This window comes from Paracoccus suum (genome assembly GCF_003324675.1).
Taxonomy (GTDB): domain Bacteria; phylum Pseudomonadota; class Alphaproteobacteria; order Rhodobacterales; family Rhodobacteraceae; genus Paracoccus; species Paracoccus suum.
Genome location: NZ_CP030918.1, coordinates 1,077,256 through 1,094,444, shown reverse-complemented (window position 1 = coordinate 1,094,444; position 17,189 = coordinate 1,077,256). Strand labels below are relative to the sequence as shown.

Here is a 17,189-nt window from a genome sequence, read left to right as displayed (position 1 = left end):
TCCGCCAGCCGGCCCCTCGTGCCGTCAGGTCGTCGTTGCACCTTGCTGCGCGGCCCCTTAGCCCCGGCCAATCCCATCGAGACGGCCCGCCATGTATCCGATCCTGCGCTTTGCCCGCCATATTGCGGCCGCTCGCCGCCTGCCGGCGCTCGGGCCGTTCGCGCCCCATGTCTCGCAGCACCGCTGCTGGCCTTGGGACATCGACCCCTGGCTGGAGATGAACAACGGCCGCACACTGACCCTGTATGATCTGGGCCGGATGGCGCTGTCAGTGCGCACCGGCCTTGCACAGACCGCGCGCGAGCGACGCTGGGGGCTGGCCGTGGCAGGCGTGTCGGTGCGCTACCGCCGGCGCATCAAGTCGTTCGAGCGGTTCCAGATGGTCTCGCGCCTGATCGGCTGGGACGAGCGCTTCTTCTATATGGAGCAGTCCATGTGGAAGGGGGGCGAGTGCGCCAACAACATGCTGCTGCGTTCGGCCGTGACGCGAGGGGCCTCGGGGATCGTGCCGACCGCCGAGGTCGCGGCGGCGATGGGCCTTCCGGCCGAGAGCCCGCCGCTGCCCGAGTGGGTCCGCGCCTGGATCGCCGCCGATGCCGAGCGGCCATGGCCGCCCGAGGGCGCGCCTGACGCGGCGGCCGAATAGGCGCCCGCCCCTAGACAGTCGGGCCCCGGGCGGTGTTCATGCGGGCGCGATGCAACCGCAGGGGAACGCGCATGGACAGGCGGCGAATTCTCGGCTGGTGGTTCTATGACTGGGCCAGCCAGCCCTACGCCACGCTGCTGCTGACCTTTATCTTTGCACCCTATTTCAGCACCATCGCCGCGCAATCGCTGATCGCACATGGCACCCCCGCGGCCGAGGCCGCCGCCGGCGCGCAATCGATGTGGGGCGTCGGCCTTGGGCTTTCGGGCGTTGTCATCGCCATTCTGGCACCGATCCTCGGCGCCATCGCTGACCAGACCGGACGGCGCCTGCCATGGGTCTGGGGATTCTCGGTTCTCTATGTTGTAGGCGCCGCCGGCCTATGGTGGCTGGCCCCCGGCACCGGCCCGCTGGGCCTGTGGCTGGTGATCGCCCTGTTCGGTCTCGGCGTCATTGGGATGGAGTTCACAACCATCTTCACCAACGCCCTGTTGCCCGGCCTCGGCCCCCGGTCCGAGATCGGGCGCATCTCGGGCACGGGTGCGGCGCTGGGTTATGTCGGGGGCGTGCTGGCCCTCGCCGTGATGTTGCTGGGCTTCGCCGAGAACCAGGCCGGGCTGACCCTCCTCGGGCATCCGCCAGCCTTCGGCCTCGATGGCGCCGCGCGCGAAGGGACGCGGTTTGCGGGCCCATTCACGGCGCTTTGGTATATCGTCTTCATGCTGCCCTTTGCCCTTGCAGTACGTGAGCCGCGCGGCCCCGCGCGCCCACTGCGACTTGGCGCGGCACTGCGCGATCTGTGGCTGCTTCTGGCCAGCCTTCGTTCTCGGCCCAGCCTGCTGGCTTGGCTGACCTCGTCGATGCTGGCGCGCGATGCGCTGAACGGGCTTTACGCCTTTGGCGGCATATACGCCGCTACCGTGCTGGACTGGCCGGTCACGCGGATCGGCGTGTTCGGCGTCATCTCGGCAGTGGCGGCGGCGATCATTACCTGGGCGGGAGGGCATGCCGACCGGCGCTGGGGGCCAAAGCCGGTCCTGGTCGCGGCCATGCTGGTGCTGACGCTGGTCTGCATGGGCCTTGTGGGCATGGACCGGAACGCGATCTTCGGCATGGCGCTTACGCCGGGATCGGCGCTGCCCGACAACATCTTCCTGGGCGCGGGCGTGCTGATCGGCGCTGCGGGCGGCGTGCTGCAATCGGCCGCGCGCACGATGATGGTGCGCCACACCAGCCCCGAGCGTGCGACCGAGGCATTCGGCCTTTACGCGCTGTCGGGCAAGGCGACCGCCTTCGTCGCGCCGCTGTCGATCGCGTTCGTCACCAGCGCGACCGGTAGCGTCCGGGCTGGTATCTCTCCGCTCATCGTGATGTTCATCGCGGCGCTGATCCTGCTAGTCTGGGTTCGCGCCGAAGGAGAATCCCCCTGATGTCCCTGCTCTCCCGCCTCCGCCCGATTGTCGGCGCATTGGCCCTGATGCTGACCGCGGGCCTGCCCGCATCGGCCGAGCCTCTCGCCAAGGATGTCTTTGGCTCGGTCCGTGGCCCGACGGCAGGCGCGCCCCAAGCCATCGGCTTTTATTCCAAGGGCTGCGCCAGCGGCCTCGTGCAATTGCCCGAGACCGGGCCGACCTGGCAGGCCATGCGCCTGTCGCGCAATCGCAACTGGGGGCATCCGCAACTGGTCGGACTGCTCGAGGATCTCAGCCGGCAGGCGACGCGGTTCGGCTGGCAGGGCATCTATGTCGGTGACATGAGCCAGCCGCGCGGCGGCCCCATGCTGACGGGCCATGCCAGCCACCAGCTGGGCCTCGATGCCGACGTGTGGATGCTGCCGCCCGCCTCGCTGCACCTGACCCCGGCCCAGCGCGAAAGCATTTCCTCGCAGTCGATCGTCAACAAGCGCGGCACGCAGCTGACGTCGCTCTGGTCCCCCGCCCATGCCGCGCTGCTGCAGGCGGCGGCTTCCGATCCGCGCGTGCAGCGCGTGTTCGTCGATCCCATGGCCAAGGTCTGGATGTGCCAGAATATCCGCGGCGATCGCGGCTTTCTGTCCAAGATCCGCCCGATCCAGGCGCATGACTACCACTTCCACATCCGCCTCGCCTGCCCCGCCGGCTCCAGCGCGTGCCAGACGCAGGACGCAGTGCCGCCGGGCGATGGCTGCGGCGAGGCCGCCAAGTGGATCGCCGACCGCATCAATCCGCCCAAGCGCAATCCCACGCCCCCCGATCCCGACTATCGCCACCCGCGCAGCTACCGGCTGAGCGAGTTGCCGCCGCAATGCACCGCAGTCGGCCTCGCCCGGTAGACATGCCCCTGACCGCAGGCGGAAAGGGCCGCCTTTCTGCAAGGATTGGTTCCGCTGCTGCGTTGGCCGTTGTCGTGGCTGCGGGGGCCGACCCTGCCAGCGCGGCACGCGTCACCTATGTCGGCACCTATGTCTGGCAGTCCGACGAACCGACCTTTGGCGGCTTTTCGGGGCTAGAGGTCTCGGACGACGGCAGTCGCTACTGGGCGCTGTCCGACCGCGCCACGATCCGCTGGGGCAGTTTCGAGCGTGACCGCGCCGGCCGTATCCGCGGCATGACGACCGCCGGCACCGCTGCCTTGCGCAGCACCAAGGGAGCGCCGCTGAAACCCGGCTACGAGGGCGACAGCGAAGGGCTGGCAATCGCGCCCGACGGCACCATCTGGGTCAGCTTCGAGGGGCTGAACCGCGTCGTCAGCTACGCCACCCCCGACAGCTCCGCGCAGGCCATTCCTTTGCCCCCGGCTTTCACCGACCTGCCCGACAATGGCGGGCTGGAGGCGCTGGCCGTCTTGCCGGAAGGCACCCTTCTGACCGTCCCGGAGCGCAGCGGCGGCACCGACAAGCCCTATCAGTTCTACCGCTTTCGCGACGGGGCCTGGGACCAGCCCTTCACCATGCCCCGCTCTGACAGCTGGTTGCCGGTCGGTGCCGACGTCGGCTCCGATGGGCGCCTCTACCTGCTCGAGCGCAACTTCCGCGGCATCATGGGTTTCGCCAGCCGCGTGCGCCGCTTCGACATTGCCGAGGATGGCCTCTCCGGCGGCGAGGTCCTGCTGACCACCTCCCCCGGCCAATATGACAACCTGGAGGGGCTGGCCGTGTGGCGCAACGACCGCGGCATTCACCTGACGATGATCTCGGACGATAACTTCCTGATCTTTCAGCGCACCGAACTGGTCGAGTATCGCGTAACGGACTGAGGTCGCTTTTTCCGGCGGCAAACCCAGCCGGGATACTGCTTGACTCGACCTACGAGCGCCGGGCAGCACTGCCGCTCGCGTGCCCCCAATGCCGATGGTGACAGCTTGCGGCACAGCGTCTCCCTGCGTCCGGGCCGACGACGATTCCTATGCGACCATTTCCCGCGACGGGTCCGAATTCCCCCTGCGATCTGGCTTTCCCCAACACCCGCCCAGCGTCACCGCTTGACAGGCCCCGCCCGCCGGTCCTATCGCGCCCCTGCCCGTGAGGGTCGAGTTCTCCGCCACCTTGTCAAAACGGAAATCCTAGATGACCCGTCCCATTGCGCTGCTTCCGGCGGTGTTGGCCATGGCTGCTGTCGTGACCGCATCCAACATCCTCGTGCAGTTCCGCCTCGGCGATCACCTGACTTGGGGCGCCCTGACCTACCCGTTCGCCTTTCTCGTGACCGACATCACCAACCGCGTTGCCGGACCGGCCGCGGCGCGCCGGGTCGTGGTGGCAGGCTTCTGGGTGGGCGTTCTGTGCTCGCTCGCTGCCGCCGCCCTGGACAAGACCACGCTGCGAATCGCCATAGCCTCTGGCACTGCCTTTCTTGCCGCCCAAACGCTGGATATTTCGGTGTTCAACCGCCTGCGCGCGGGCAGCTGGTGGCGCGCGCCGCTGGTCTCGACGCTGTTCAGCTCGACGCTCGATACGATGATTTTCTTCAGCCTGGCCTTTGCCGCTGCCTTTCGCGCGATCGACCCGGCCGACGATGTCAGTTGGGCGGCCGAGCAGGTGCCGCTGTGGTTCGGCCATGGCCCGCTTGTGCCACTGTGGGCCGCCTTGGGCGCCGCCGACTGGACCGTCAAGCTGGGGCTCGCCGCGCTTGCGCTGATCCCGTTCCGGATCATTGTCGGCAATTTGTTGCGGGCTCGCGCTGAAAGCCGTTGATTTTTGCCCGGGCTGTGCCAACCTTCCCCTTAGAGCGAAGCTTTTGAAAGGAGGTGGTCCAGTGTCGAGAGTGATGTTGGAGAGAGGTGTCGGGACAATCAGGGGCCTTCTCGCCTGAGGGCAACCCCAATGGTTCATGGCCCTGCCGGGATCAGCGCGCAATCGCGCCAACCCTAACCGGACCATCTCCGTCGATCTCGCGGGCCGCCCTCAGGGCGGCCCGTTCGAGTTTCTGGCAGTTGAATCGCCGCAGACGCATGTGCGCCGCGCAACCCAGCCGTTTCAGCGCCCATTCATGTTCCGTGAGCAGGAGCAGCAGCATAGGTCCACTGTTACTTCGGCGCGACCAGGCCGATGATCGGCCCCATGCTGCGGCCCCAGTCGGCCCGGCCCAGTTCAGGTGCATATAGCCGCGAAATCGAGCCGTCGAAATAGAGGGCATCGCGTGCCTTCAGCCCGTCTCGAAAGAACCGTCCGAACTGGTGAAACGTCACTGACGTATCCGAGATCGCGAACCACGCCGTCTCGCCATCCTTCGACACGCCAACGCCGTTGCGAATGTAACGGCTGTCGCTGTGCTCAAGGAAGCGCGGGTGCAGATCGCCGTCGATGACCAGCATCGGCCCCGACTGCGATGCCAGCCGGCACTCCGGCGTGGCCTTGGCAAAGGCGCGGCTCTCGACGACCTGATAGGGGCGCCGGCCGCCGGTGCAGAATACCCCGTTCGGCCGCATGCCAAAATTGCCCCGCGAGCCCTCGGTCACGATCGGCGCCAGCTCCTCGCCGTCGATCACCAGCAGGCCGACCGGTGACAGGTCCGCGTGATACATCCCGGCATTCATCGCAAACCCGAGGACTTCGTCGGCCGGCAGGGCCGCGCGCACGCGGTCAAAGTTGCGATAGGGCGCCCCGCTGGCGTCCTTGAGCCAGAGGCGCAATTGCGGCTCGGCCGCGCTGTCCAGCTTGCAGACCACATAGCCGTTGCCCTCGAACTCGGTCCGCTCGCAGAGGCCCGCGGCCGCGGGAACGGTCAGCGCGACCAGCCAGCCTGCGGCTAGCCCCAGTGCCCGCAGCAAGGGCGTCGGCCGCTCACGCCGGGTCATGGCGGGTGTCGGCATCGCTGTCGGCACCCTCGTCCTCGGGGTCCGGTTGCAGGTCACGGCGCACCCGCTCGTCCTCGAACAGGCGGCGGGTCTCGTCCATGCGATCGAAGGTCTCGTCCAGCTCGAAGCGCAGTTGCGGGGTGTATTTCAGCCCCAGATCGCGGCCCACCAGATGGCGCAACTCGCCGGCATTGCGGCGCAGGTCGGTCAGCGCCTCCGGGGCCAACTGGCCCAGCAGTGGCAGGACATAGGCGGTCGCGACCTTCAGGTCGGACGACAGGCGCACCTCGCCGACGGTGATCGAGTGACGGTTCAGGTCAGGATCATGGATGTCGCCGCGGGCGAGAACCTCGGACAGGCGGCGGCGCACCACTTCGCCAACGCGCAGCTGGCGTTGCGAAGGGCCGGAGCCGTGGGGATAACGTGTTTGGGCCATGCCGCCGATGTAGGGGGTCGCGGCGCGGCCCGCAACCGGCTAGACCAGCCGCCGTATCGCAGCAGGCAGGGGGTTCGGATGGGCAATCAGGGCACCGCCCCGGCGGAAGAGGCCGGGCGCGACCAGCCGCAGATCGCGGCACCGCTGCCGGGGGTCGTGGTCACGGGCGCCAGCGGGCGCATGGGCCAGATGCTGGTCCGCGCCGTCCTGGACAGCGACGCCTGCCGCCTCGTCGCCGCCCTCGTGAGGCCGGGCCATCCGTGGGTCGGCATGGACGTGGGTGCCGCCATGGGCGGCGTGCCGGTCGGGGTGCCCGTCACCGACGACGCCGTCAGCGCCATCGCCCGCGCCCAGGCGATCTTGGATTTCACCGCCCCCGAGGCCAGCCTTGCGACTGCGACGCTGGCCGCGCAGGCGCGCGCCGTGCATGTCATCGGCACCACCGGCTTTACCGCCGAACAGTTGGCCCGCCTGCGCCCCGCTGCGCGCCACGCGCCGATCATTCGCGCCGGGAACATGAGCCTCGGGGTCAACCTGCTTGCAGCGCTGACGCGCAAGGTCGCAGCCGCCCTCGGCACCGCCTGGGATATCGAGATCGTCGAGGCGCATCACCGCATGAAAGTCGATGCCCCGTCGGGCACCGCGCTGATGCTGGGCGAGGCGGCGGCCGAGGGCCGGGGCGACAGCCTCGCCGATCTGCGCACGCCGGCGCGCGACGGCATGACTGGCGCGCGGGCGGCCGGTAGTATCGGCTTCGCCTCGGTCCGCGGCGGCGATGTCGTGGGCGAGCATGACGTGATCTTCGCGACCGAGGGTGAGCGCGTCGTGCTCCGCCATCTCGCGACGGACCGCGCAATCTTTGCCCGCGGCGCACTCCGCGCCGCACTGTGGGGCCAGGACAAGGGTCCGGGGGAATACGACGTGGCCGACGTGCTTGGGATCTAGCGCCCGGCCTTGGCCTCGGCGGCGTCAGAAATCGACGGCGATGCCCTTGCGCTCGTAATCACCGTAACGCACCGGCTCGGGGCCATCGCGGCCGCCAAACTCCTCGGGCAGCGCCAGCGGCACTGCTGCACGGCGCCGCGCCGCGGCTTCTGCCAGCGCACGCTGAGCGGCGGGGGGCAGGTCGTTGGAGGCGCCCGCGTCGGTCACGGTCGGGGATAGATCAGGGCTTGGGTGGCCTTCGGCCATGGTTCGACCTCGACAGTCGGGCTGGGTGCAGGGACAATACACTTTCAACTTAAGCGGAGGCAGGGTTTTGAACAAGGACGAGGCAGAGGTCAGCGGGCCGCCGCCATCGGCGGGCCGCCCCGCCCCGCCCGAGGGCACAACCGTTCGCGTCGGCATCGGGGCCGGCGCCACCCCTCGCCGCGCCGCGGAGCGAAAGCCCGCCGCACCCGCCGTGGCAGAGCCGGGCGCAGCAGCGCCGGCGCGGGGCCTTGGCTCGTCCGCGCATGATCGCGTCGCAAGTCCGGCTCGGTCCCCGCAAGAGACCCCGGCCGGTTCGGACCACCGCGACGCGGCGGCGACTGGAGGCGCGTCCCCCGCGAAGAATCGCACCGACAGACCCGCGGCGCGCAAGCCGACGCAACCTGCACAAACCGACACACCCCCGCGCAATGCCCTGCAAGTCCCGCCGCTGCCCCGCGGCGCGGCGGCCGATCCCCGCGCCATGGCCTTGTGGCTGATGGCCGGCGTGCGCGAGGGCCTCGGCCTCGACGACATGCTCGACAGCGCTGCGGCGGCGCGAGCCGAGGGCGCGGAGCGCGCGCGAGCGCGACGCCTTGCGACGGCGGCGTTACGGCTGCGCGGGCGGGCGGAAGCCGTGCTCACACCACTGCTGCCGCGCCGGCCCCGCCCGGCGGTGGCCGACCTGCTGGTCCTCGCCACGGTCGAGATGCTGGGCTTTGACGCGCCGCCACACGGGGTTGTCAGCGAGGCCGTGGCCCTGGCCCGCAAGCAGGGGCAAAAGGGCGCCGCCGCCGCGGGAATGGTCAACGCCGTCCTGCGCCGTGCAGCGGAGGGCCGGACCGCGTGGGATGCGGCCGCGCCGCGCCGCATGCCGGCCTGGTTGCGCGGCCCAATCGTCACCGCATGGGGCAGCGGCGCCGCCGATGCGATCGAGGCCGCACATGAGCGCGCGGCGCCACTCGACCTGACCGCGCGCAAGCCGGGCACCGCGATCGAGGGGACCGAAGTCCTCCCCACCGGCTCGTTCCGGCTGCAATCGGGCGCGCAGATCTCGGCCCTTTCGGGCTTTTCAACTGGCGCGTGGTGGGTACAGGACGCCGCGGCCGCCTTGCCGGCCCTGTTGCTGGAACCCAAGGCGGGCGAGCGAATCGCCGATCTTTGCGCCGCACCCGGCGGCAAAACCCTTCAACTGGCCGCAGCCGGCGCCGAGGTGACAGCGGTCGACATCTCGGCCCCGCGCCTGCGCCGGCTGGCAGAAAATCTCGACCGGTGCCGCCTGACCGCGCAAATGGTCACCGCCGATGCCTTGCAGTGGCAGCCCGATGGCACGCTTGACGCGATCCTGCTAGACGCGCCCTGCACTGCCACCGGCACCATTCGCCGCCATCCGGAACTGCCGTCGATCCGCGACGGCAGCGGCCTCGCCCCGCTGGTCGAACTGCAGGCTCGACTCCTCGATCACGCCATCGCCCTGCTGCCTCCGGGCGGGCGGCTGGTCTATTCCACATGCTCGCTGCTGACTGACGAGGGCGAGGACCAGATCACCGCTGCCCTCGCCCGCCACCCGGGGCTGACGGTCGAGCAACCTGATCCCGCCCGCCTGGGGATCGAGCCGGGATGGATCACGCCCGAGGGCGGCATCCGCCTGCGCCCCGATTACTGGCCCGAGCTTGGCGGGATGGATGGATTCTACATGGCGCGCTTGCAGATTCCACAGCGGCCCGCCTAAAGGTCGCTCGCCACAGCAGGAGACACGTCTTGCAGCAGCATCAGGATCGAACGGCCGACCGCTACGGCTTTGTCCAGCGCCCCGAGACACGTTGGCTGGGCGTGCCCTCGCGCGGTGCGGCGATCGTCGGCGGCCGGCTCGCCCTCGACGGGGTGACCCTGTGCGGGGATCCGTTCGGGCCGAACCCGGAACTTGATGCGGCGGCGTTGTCGGAACTGCACGGCTTTCGCTGGCTGGACGACCTGGCCGCCATCGGCACGCCGGAGGCGCGCAGCCTGGGCCAAACCCGCGTTCTGGGCTGGCTTTCGCGCTATCCGGGCGGACCGCCGGCCGAGGGTTGGCGCAGGGCCCCGGTCTGGTGGCCGCAGACGGCCGGGCGGCGCGTTCTGTCCTGGGTCTCGCATGGCGGGATGCTGCTGCCTGGCCTCGACCGCAGCGAGGCTGCGCCGATCTTTGACGCGCTGCATGCCGACCTCGCGCATCTGATGCGGCACGCCCAGGCTGCACCCCCCGGTGCGGCGCGGATCGAAGCGATGGCGGGCGCTGCCATCGCCGCCATGAGCCTGCGCGGCGCCGAGGGTGACATCGCCCCCGCCCTCGCCGCCCTCGCCGAGGCCGCGCCCGACGCCTTTCACACCCGCCGCCCCGAGGGCCTGCTGGAGCGGACGGCCCTGCTGGTCTGGGCCGCCGAACTGGCGGACGAAGGCGGCCACCCCCTGCCGGGCGCCATCCGCGCGACGCTGAACAGCGCCCTTCCGGTGCTGCGCGGGTTGCGCCATGCCGACGGCGGCCTACCCCGCGCGCATGGCGGCGGCGCCGGCGTGCCCGGCCGGCTGGACCATGTCCTGCGGGCCGGCGGCCGTATCGCAGCGCGCGTGGCCGAGGGGCAGGCGCTGGGCTTCGGCCGCATCGCGCGGGGCCGCACCACGGTCATCTGCGATCTGGCACCACCGCCGCGCGGGCCGCTGGGCCATGCCGGCGCCCTCGGGTTCGAGGTGACGGTGGGCGAGCATCCGCTGGTCGTTGCCTGCGGCAGCGGGCGCCGCCTGCCCGCCCCCTGGCCGGAGGCGAGTCGCGCCACCGCCGCCCACAGTTCCCTGGTCTTAGACAATTGCAGCCTGACCCGGCTGCGGCCGGATGGCGCGCTGCAGCCGGTTTCGGTCGTCGCGGCCCCCGCCGTGCCGGGGCAACTGGCGGGGTGGCACGATGGCTGGCTGGCAAGCCACGGCGTCCAGCATCACCGCAGCCTGCGCCTCTCGGACGACGGGTTGTCCCTGCTGGGCGAGGATCAATTGCTCTCCGCCGCTGGGACGCAGGACGGACATGATCTGCAGGTGACCCTGCATTTCCACCTGCACCCCCATATCCTGGCACATCTGATCGGCCCGGCCGAAGGGGTCACGCTGACCCTGCCCACCGGCACGGCCTGGCAGTTTCGCAGCGCCAGCGACGCGCCGCTGGCTCTCGAGGCATCGGCATGGGTCGAGCCGGGCCATCCCGGCCCGCTTGCCACGCAGCAGATCACACTGCGCACCAGCGTCGGCCGGATGCCGGTGTCGTGGTCCTTTGCCCAGGTCTGAGGAGGCCGGACAGGCGCCGCGCCCCATCGCACCGCGCGAATCGCCGCCGGGGCTGCTGGACCTTCACCCGCGCTCGGGGTAGCTGGCAGCCATCCAATCCCTGCCCGAAGGCCGCGACATGACCGCCTCCTCCGATGCCGCCCTTGCTGGCGCCGCCACCGTCGATCCGGGCGCTTCGCGCTTGCCGGTGCGACGGGCGCTGATCTCGGTTTCGGACAAGACCGGCCTCGCCGAACTTGGCCGCGCGCTCACCGATCAGGGCGTGCAGATCCTCTCGACCGGCGGGACCGCGCAGGCCCTGCGCGCGGCCGGCGTCGCGGTGACCGAGGTTGCCGACGTGACCGGCTATCCCGAGATGATGGACGGGCGCGTGCGCACCCTGCATCCGGCCGTCCATGGCGGGCTCCTCGCGCTGCGCGACAATCCCGGCCATGTGGCCGACATGCAGGCGTATGGAATCGAGGGGATCGACCTGCTCGTCTCGAACCTCTACCCGTTCGAGGCAGTGCTGGAGAAAGGCGCCAGCATCGACGACTGCATCGAGAATATCGATATCGGTGGACCGGCCATGACCCGCGCGGCGGCTAAGAACCATGCCCATGTTGCCGTTGTCGTAGACCTCGAGGATTATGCCCCGCTGCTCGCGCAGATCGCCGAGGGGGGCACCACCGCGGCATTCCGTCGGCAACTGGCGCAGATCGCGTTCGCCCGGACTGCCGCCTATGATACGGCCGTCTCGACCTGGCTCGCGGGTGTTACAGGGGGCGATCAGCCGCCGCGCCGCCGCGCCTTTGCCGGAACGCTGGCCCAACCTCTGCGCTATGGCGAGAACCCGCACCAGACCGCGGCATTCTATCGCAGCGCCCATGCCCGTACCGGCGTCGCCACCGCCCGCCAGTGGCAGGGCAAGGAGCTGAGCTACAACAACATCAACGACACCGACGCCGCCTATGAACTGGTGGCCGACTTCGCGGCCGCCGACGGGCCGGCCTGCGCGATCATCAAGCACGCCAACCCTTGCGGCGTCGCGCGCGGCGCCACCCCGGCCGAGGCTTATGCCCGTGCCTTTGACTGCGATCGAACGTCGGCCTTTGGCGGCATCGTCGCGCTGAACCGCCCGCTGGACGGACCGACCGCCGAAGAGATCGTGCAGATATTTACCGAGGTCGTGATCGCCCCCGACGCCGACGAGGCCGCGCGCGCGGTCTTTGCCCGCAAGCCGAACCTGCGGCTGCTGACCGCCGGCGGGCTGCCCGACCCGACGGCGGCAGGCGATGTCCTGCGCCAGGTCGCTGGCGGCTATCTGGTGCAGTCGCGCGATGCCGGCCGCATCTCGCGTGACGACCTGCGCATCGTCACACAGGTCCAGCCAACGGCGGCGCAACTGGACGATCTGCTGTTCGCCTGGACCGTCGCCAAGCATGTCAAGTCGAACGCCATCGTCTATGCCCGCGACCTGGCCACGGTCGGCATTGGCGCCGGCCAGATGAGCCGCATCGATTCGACCCGCATCGGCCGCCGCAAGGCCGAGGACATGGCGGCCGCGCTGGGCCTCGACGCCCCGCTGACCGAGGGCGCGGTCGTCGCCTCGGACGCGTTCTTTCCCTTTGCCGACGGTGTGGAGGCCCTGGCGGAGGCCGGCGCAGTGGCAGTCATCCAGCCCGGCGGCTCGATGCGGGATGCCGAAGTCATCGCCGCCGCCGACCGCCTGGGGCTCGCCATGGTGTTCACCGGCCAACGGCATTTCCGCCACTGATGGCCGCCCCGACGCCCCCCGGCACGCGCGCAGGTCCAGCAGCGCCCAAGCCGCCGCGCAAGCGCACCCCCAAGGCAAAGCCGGTGGGCGCGGCGGGCCCGCGCGCAAGTGCCAAGAACGCCGCGCCCGTACCCCCTGCGCCCGCGGACTGGCCGCTGCGCCTAACCGCGATCACGGCAGCGGCGACGATTGCGGTGGACCAGGCCAGCAAGTGGCTGGTTGTCCAGACGCTCGATCTGGCGACCCTGCGCGAACTGGACGTCATCGACCCTTTCCTGAACCTGCGCATGGCTTGGAACCAGGGCGTGAACTTTGGCCTGTTCTCCGGCGGCGCGGACATCATGCGCTGGGTGCTGGTCGCCATCGCCATCGCGGTCTGCATCTGGGTCACCCTGTGGGTGCGGCGGGCGCGGCCCGGGCGCTATGCGCGGATCGCCGCCGGGCTGCTGATCGGCGGCGCGTTGGGCAATGTCATCGACCGCATCACCTATGGCGCGGTGGCGGATTTCCTGAACATGTCGCTGCCCGGCTGGACCAATCCCTACAGCTTCAATCTTGCCGATATCGCCATTTTCGCCGGCGCAATCGGGCTGGTGCTGCAGCCGCAGCCGGACAAGGCGCGTGACGACGCGGGCAAGACGCGTTAGACAGGCGCAATGCTGGGGACGGGGCGGTCGATGCGCTTGATAAACTTGGGTTTCGGTTGTCTGGCCGCGGTCGCGCTGCTGGCAGGTTGCAGCAACGACGGGAAATTGAACAATCTCGCCGGCAGTTCGGAGGGTCCGGACGAGTTCGCCATCCTGCCGACCAAGGCGCTCAGCCTGCCGGCGGACCTGAACCAGCTGCCCGCGCCTACGCCGGGCGGCAGCAACATCACCGACCCGACCCCACTGGCCGATGCGGTCGCGACCCTTGGCGGCAATCCCGCGCAGTTGAGCGCGCGCGGTGTCGGCGCGGGTGATGGCGGGCTGATCTCTTACGCCGGGCGCGGGGGCGTCACCCCGGGCATCCGCCAGGTGACCGCGACCGAGGATGCCGAGTTCCGCTCGCGCCGCGGGCGCCGGCTGCTGGAAAACATCGCCAAGACCAACGTCTACAATCGCGCCTACCGTGGCCAAACGCTGGACCCCTGGCCCACCCTGGAGCAGTACCGCCGCGCCGGCGCGCAGGTGCCATCGGCCCCACCCGCGCCGCTGAAGTGACGCGCCAAGGCTGACAGCGCGCCCCGCAGACCTGTTAGCTGAGCGCAAGACCGATACACTAGCCTCAAGTCACCTTGATCGAAGTGATGCGACGCCGCTGACAGGTCAGAGCCTCAGCCGGCGTCAGGGCGGTTCCGACCTCAGGCCGCCTTGGTCGCCGTCGCCTGCACCAGCAGGGCATGCAGAGCCACGGGGTCCGCATTGGCGCGCAGCATCTCGCGCAGCTTCGGATCACGAACCGTGCGGGACACCAAGGCGAGTGCCTTGAGGTGATCGACGCCTCCGGTCGAGGGTGCCAGCAGCGCGAACACCAGGTCCACCGGCTGACGGTCCACTGCGTCGAAATCCAGCGGCTTTTCCAGCCGCAGGAATAGCGCCTTTACCCGGTCGAGGCCGTGTAACCGGGCATGGGGCACTGCAACGCCATGGCCGACCCCGGTCGGGCCGAGGCTCTCGCGCTCCTGAAGAGCGTCGAGCGTGGTGGCGGCGGGCAGCCCGTAAGCCGCCGCCGCCAGATCGGCGACCTCATGGAACAGGCGTTTCTTGCTGGCCACCTGGGCAACCGAGCGGACAGCGGCGGGCGAAAGAATATCGGCGATCTGCATAGGTCGTCTCAATCGCGCCGCTGCCGCGGCCGCGCCTCACTTCAGGTTGCGGGGGTCGATCCAGCCCACGTTGCCGTCGTCGCGGCGGTGGACAACATTGACGCCGCCATGTTTCTCGTTGCGGAACACCAGCAGCGGATGGCCCGACAGTTCCAGCTGCATGACGGCATCGCCAACCGACAGGGTGGGCACGCGAGTCTCCATCTCGGCGATGATGATCGGCTGGAGGCCGTCGCCGTCAGCGGCCTCCCACTCGTCCTCGTCGCCGGCCAGCACATAGGTCCCGGCGGCACTGAACTCAACCGGCTCAGAGCGCTCCTTGTGGTGATCCTTCAGCCGGCGCTTGTAGCGGCGCAACTGCTTGTCCATCTTCTCGCGGCAGGCCTCGAAGGCGGCATAGATGTCGACAGCCTGACCGCGTGCCTGCGCCGTCAGGCCGGTCGACAGATGAACCACCGATTCGCACAGGAAGTTATAGGCATCCTTGGAAAAAACGACGGTCGCGTCGGTCGGCCGCTGGGCGTATTTGTCGACCGTCGCGCCCAGTTCGGTCTTTACATGTGTGGACAGGGCATCGCCGATGTCGATTTGCTTGCCGCTGATCTGATAGCGCATCCTGGTCCGTCTCCTTGTCTGTAGCGTCGGCGCGCGGCCTGCTGAATCGCAACGCCCAAAGCCGGGCGCAGGTCCCTTCGTCCGGTGTTCGGATGATGGCAGATCCGGTGCGGGCGCGGCGCATCGACATGCCCCATGAGGCCGCGATCCGGCCGGCAAGTCAACGATCCTGGCATGGCCTCAAAATCGACCGTCAGCCGACGCTGAAACTGTCGCCCAGATAGACGCGCCGGACATCGGGATCGGCGATCACTTCGGCCGCCGTGCCGCCCATCAGCATGCGCCCGTCATGCAGAATGCAGGCCCTATCGACGATGCCGAGCGTCTCGCGCACGTTGTGATCTGTGATCAGCACCCCGAGGCCCCGGTCCTTCAGCGTCGCCACCAGCGTGCGGATCTCGCCCACGGCAATCGGATCGACGCCCGCAAAAGGCTCGTCCAGCAGCAGATAGCGCGGGTCCGAAGCGAGGCAGCGCGCGATCTCGACCCGACGCCGCTCGCCGCCCGATAGCGCGAGGGCCGGGGCGCTGCGCAGATGACCGATCGAGAAATCGCCCAGCAACTCCTCCAGCCGGTCGCGTCGCTGATGGCTGTCGCGCAGCGCGACCTCCAGCACGGCCATGATGTTCTGCTCGACCGTCAGGCCGCGAAAGATCGACATCTCCTGCGGCAGATAGCCGATGCCCAGCCGGGCGCGGCGGAACATGGGCAGCCGGGTGACGTCCTGCCCGTCGATCGCCACCTGCCCCGCGTCGGGGGCGATCAGCCCGGCGATGCAGTAAAAGCAGGTCGTCTTGCCCGACCCGTTCGGCCCCAGCAGGGCCACCACCTCGCCCCGTGCGAGGTCCAGCGAGACATCGAGGATTACTGGCCGGTTGCGATAGGATTTGCGCAGCCCGCGGACCGCCAGCCCGTCAGGCGCAACTGCGGGGACAAGCGCGGGCGCAGCGGCCCGCGCCGGCATCACTTCGGGCGCCATCAGTTGCTGCCGGGCTGCAGAACACTGCGCACCCGACCCTCGACCGAGGCGGTGCCGTCGGCGAGGTTCACCACCATCGTCTGCCCCGACAGCACGTTGTCGCCCTGGCTCAGCAGCACGTCGCCGGTCAGCGTCACTGTGCCCGCCTCGACGTCATAGCTGGCCTCGCGCGCCTCGGCGGCATCAGGGCCGTTGACCAGCGTGACCCCGCCCGTCGCCCGCAGCTTGCTGATCCGCCGGCGGTCGTTGCCGGCATAGACCACGGTCACATCCGCGGCCTTCAGGCGCATCTCACCCTGGGAGATGACGACGTTTCCGCCGAACGTCGCTGTGCCATCGGCCTGATTCACCGACAGGCGGTCCGAGGTAACCTCGACCGGCGATTTGGTGTCGGCCTTCATCCCGCCAAAGATCGTCGCCGCCCCATTGACCGCGCGCTCGGCCACGTTTTGCGCCGCGGCGGGGCCGCCTGGCAGCAGCGCCGCACCGGCAGCGGCCAGCATCAGGGCAGTCAGGGCCGGGCGCAGCAGCATCGCACTTACCTCGCAGAGGGCGAAATCATCACGGCAGGTATACCAGCCGCACCCCGCCGGTGAAATCGAGAACATGCGCCTCCGGTGCGCCCTCGGCGGCGGGCTGGCGGGTGATCTGCATTGTGCTCGCGGTCACCTCGCCAAAGGGCGCTTGGGCCGCAACCCCGCCCTCGGCCCCGATCAAGGCCCGGTTTGTGGACGTGGTGACCTGCGGCGCGTCCAGCCGCCAGCCGGTCGACGTGCGCACCATCACCCCACCGGTCAGGGTGATGTCGCCCCCCTCCATCCGCGCTTGCGGGGCGGTCAGCCACGCCTCCAGCCCGTCCTGGGCGTGCCAGTCGAGTCGCAGCCCCTTGGCCCCGCCGATGCCATCGCCGTCACGCGCCGGGGTGGCGCTGTCCGCGATCAGCGAAATGCGGGCACCGTCCGGCGTCACGCCGGCATAGGTCGGGGCGGTGATCTGGGGATCGCGAGCACGCGCCTCGGCATCGACGCTGGCATAGGGGATGGCGCGCTCGGGGTCGGGCCGGCGTGAGAGCAGGAACAGCGTCGACAGGATCGCCAGCGCCGCCAACGGCAGCAGCACCCGCAGCCACGCCACGATGCAGGAGCGCAGATTGCCGGGGACCCGCACCGCAGCCAT

Annotated in this window: 19 protein-coding genes; 11 read left to right on the top strand and 8 right to left on the bottom strand. The window is 69.7% G+C overall.

Annotated elements, in window-relative coordinates:
• Positions 1–91: 91 nt before the first annotated feature.
• The 5 genes from DRW48_RS05290 (at position 92) to DRW48_RS05270 (ending at position 4,817) form a co-directional block, all read left to right on the top strand.
• Positions 92–646, top strand: a complete 555-nt coding sequence (locus tag DRW48_RS05290) for a thioesterase family protein (RefSeq protein WP_114075493.1) — start codon at positions 92–94, stop codon at positions 644–646.
• Positions 647–717: 71 nt separating this feature from the next.
• Positions 718–2,076 carry an MFS transporter gene (locus tag DRW48_RS05285; protein WP_114075492.1) on the top strand — a complete coding sequence of 453 codons (1,359 nt, stop codon included), beginning with the start codon at positions 718–720 and terminating at the stop codon, positions 2,074–2,076.
• Complete coding sequence (mepA, locus tag DRW48_RS05280; RefSeq protein WP_114075491.1) at positions 2,076–2,957, top strand: penicillin-insensitive murein endopeptidase; 882 nt, start codon at positions 2,076–2,078, stop codon at positions 2,955–2,957. The genes DRW48_RS05285 and mepA overlap by 1 nt, the downstream gene beginning before the upstream one ends.
• Before the next feature lie 74 nt (positions 2,958–3,031).
• Positions 3,032–3,880 (top strand): esterase-like activity of phytase family protein, encoded by an 849-nt coding sequence (locus DRW48_RS05275; RefSeq protein WP_241963387.1) that lies wholly within the window; start codon positions 3,032–3,034, stop codon positions 3,878–3,880.
• 310 nt (positions 3,881–4,190) lie between these two features.
• Positions 4,191–4,817: a queuosine precursor transporter gene (locus DRW48_RS05270; RefSeq protein ID WP_114075489.1), complete on the top strand. Its 627-nt coding sequence runs from the start codon at positions 4,191–4,193 to the stop codon at positions 4,815–4,817.
• A 332-nt stretch (positions 4,818–5,149) separates the two neighbouring features.
• On the opposite strand, the gene DRW48_RS05265 is transcribed toward DRW48_RS05270, so the two are convergent.
• Together DRW48_RS05265 and rbfA are read right to left on the bottom strand one after the other, a co-directional pair.
• Positions 5,150–5,935 carry a phosphodiester glycosidase family protein gene (locus DRW48_RS05265; RefSeq protein ID WP_241963386.1) on the bottom strand — a complete coding sequence of 262 codons (786 nt, stop codon included), beginning with the start codon at positions 5,933–5,935 and terminating at the stop codon, positions 5,150–5,152.
• Positions 5,907–6,356, bottom strand: a complete 450-nt coding sequence (gene rbfA / locus DRW48_RS05260) for a 30S ribosome-binding factor RbfA (protein WP_114075487.1) — start codon at positions 6,354–6,356, stop codon at positions 5,907–5,909. The genes DRW48_RS05265 and rbfA overlap by 29 nt, the downstream gene beginning before the upstream one ends.
• Before the next feature lie 180 nt (positions 6,357–6,536).
• On the opposite strand from rbfA, the gene dapB reads away from it, so the two are divergent.
• On the top strand, positions 6,537–7,301 hold the full coding sequence (gene dapB / locus DRW48_RS05255; protein ID WP_241963442.1) for a 4-hydroxy-tetrahydrodipicolinate reductase: 765 nt from the start codon (positions 6,537–6,539) through the stop codon (positions 7,299–7,301).
• Between the two features lie 24 nt (positions 7,302–7,325).
• Here the strand turns inward: dapB and DRW48_RS05250 are convergent, their stop codons facing one another.
• Complete coding sequence (locus DRW48_RS05250) at positions 7,326–7,508, bottom strand: DUF1674 domain-containing protein (RefSeq protein ID WP_338418436.1); 183 nt, start codon at positions 7,506–7,508, stop codon at positions 7,326–7,328.
• A 520-nt stretch (positions 7,509–8,028) separates the two neighbouring features.
• On the opposite strand from DRW48_RS05250, the gene DRW48_RS05245 reads away from it, so the two are divergent.
• The 5 genes from DRW48_RS05245 to DRW48_RS05225 all read left to right on the top strand — a co-directional run bounded on the left by DRW48_RS05245 (position 8,029) and on the right by DRW48_RS05225 (position 13,814).
• Entirely contained in the window at positions 8,029–9,276 is a 1,248-nt protein-coding gene (locus tag DRW48_RS05245; protein WP_114077384.1) for an RsmB/NOP family class I SAM-dependent RNA methyltransferase, read from the top strand.
• A 29-nt stretch (positions 9,277–9,305) separates the two neighbouring features.
• On the top strand, positions 9,306–10,856 hold the full coding sequence (locus DRW48_RS05240) for a heparinase II/III family protein (protein ID WP_114075484.1): 1,551 nt from the start codon (positions 9,306–9,308) through the stop codon (positions 10,854–10,856).
• Between the two features lie 118 nt (positions 10,857–10,974).
• Positions 10,975–12,612 (top strand): bifunctional phosphoribosylaminoimidazolecarboxamide formyltransferase/IMP cyclohydrolase, encoded by a 1,638-nt coding sequence (gene purH, locus DRW48_RS05235; protein ID WP_114075483.1) that lies wholly within the window; start codon positions 10,975–10,977, stop codon positions 12,610–12,612.
• Complete coding sequence (lspA, locus tag DRW48_RS05230; protein WP_114075482.1) at positions 12,612–13,259, top strand: signal peptidase II; 648 nt, start codon at positions 12,612–12,614, stop codon at positions 13,257–13,259. Before purH ends, lspA begins: the two co-directional genes overlap by 1 nt.
• Before the next feature lie 30 nt (positions 13,260–13,289).
• Positions 13,290–13,814 (top strand): DUF3035 domain-containing protein, encoded by a 525-nt coding sequence (locus DRW48_RS05225; RefSeq protein ID WP_114075481.1) that lies wholly within the window; start codon positions 13,290–13,292, stop codon positions 13,812–13,814.
• Between the two features lie 140 nt (positions 13,815–13,954).
• Here the strand turns inward: DRW48_RS05225 and DRW48_RS05220 are convergent, their stop codons facing one another.
• The 5 genes from DRW48_RS05220 to DRW48_RS05200 form a co-directional block, all read right to left on the bottom strand.
• Positions 13,955–14,419, bottom strand: a complete 465-nt coding sequence (locus tag DRW48_RS05220; protein WP_114075480.1) for a PTS sugar transporter subunit IIA — start codon at positions 14,417–14,419, stop codon at positions 13,955–13,957.
• A gap of 36 nt (positions 14,420–14,455) precedes the next feature.
• The gene (gene hpf / locus DRW48_RS05215; protein ID WP_114075479.1) at positions 14,456–15,034 is read right to left on the bottom strand and encodes a ribosome hibernation-promoting factor, HPF/YfiA family; all 579 of its coding nucleotides are present in this window, start codon (positions 15,032–15,034) and stop codon (positions 14,456–14,458) included.
• Between the two features lie 193 nt (positions 15,035–15,227).
• Positions 15,228–15,998 carry an LPS export ABC transporter ATP-binding protein gene (lptB, locus tag DRW48_RS05210; RefSeq protein ID WP_114077383.1) on the bottom strand — a complete coding sequence of 257 codons (771 nt, stop codon included), beginning with the start codon at positions 15,996–15,998 and terminating at the stop codon, positions 15,228–15,230.
• Between the two features lie 14 nt (positions 15,999–16,012).
• Positions 16,013–16,546: a lipopolysaccharide transport periplasmic protein LptA gene (lptA, locus tag DRW48_RS05205; RefSeq protein ID WP_114075478.1), complete on the bottom strand. Its 534-nt coding sequence runs from the start codon at positions 16,544–16,546 to the stop codon at positions 16,013–16,015.
• Between the two features lie 28 nt (positions 16,547–16,574).
• Entirely contained in the window at positions 16,575–17,189 is a 615-nt protein-coding gene (locus tag DRW48_RS05200; protein WP_114075477.1) for a hypothetical protein, read from the bottom strand.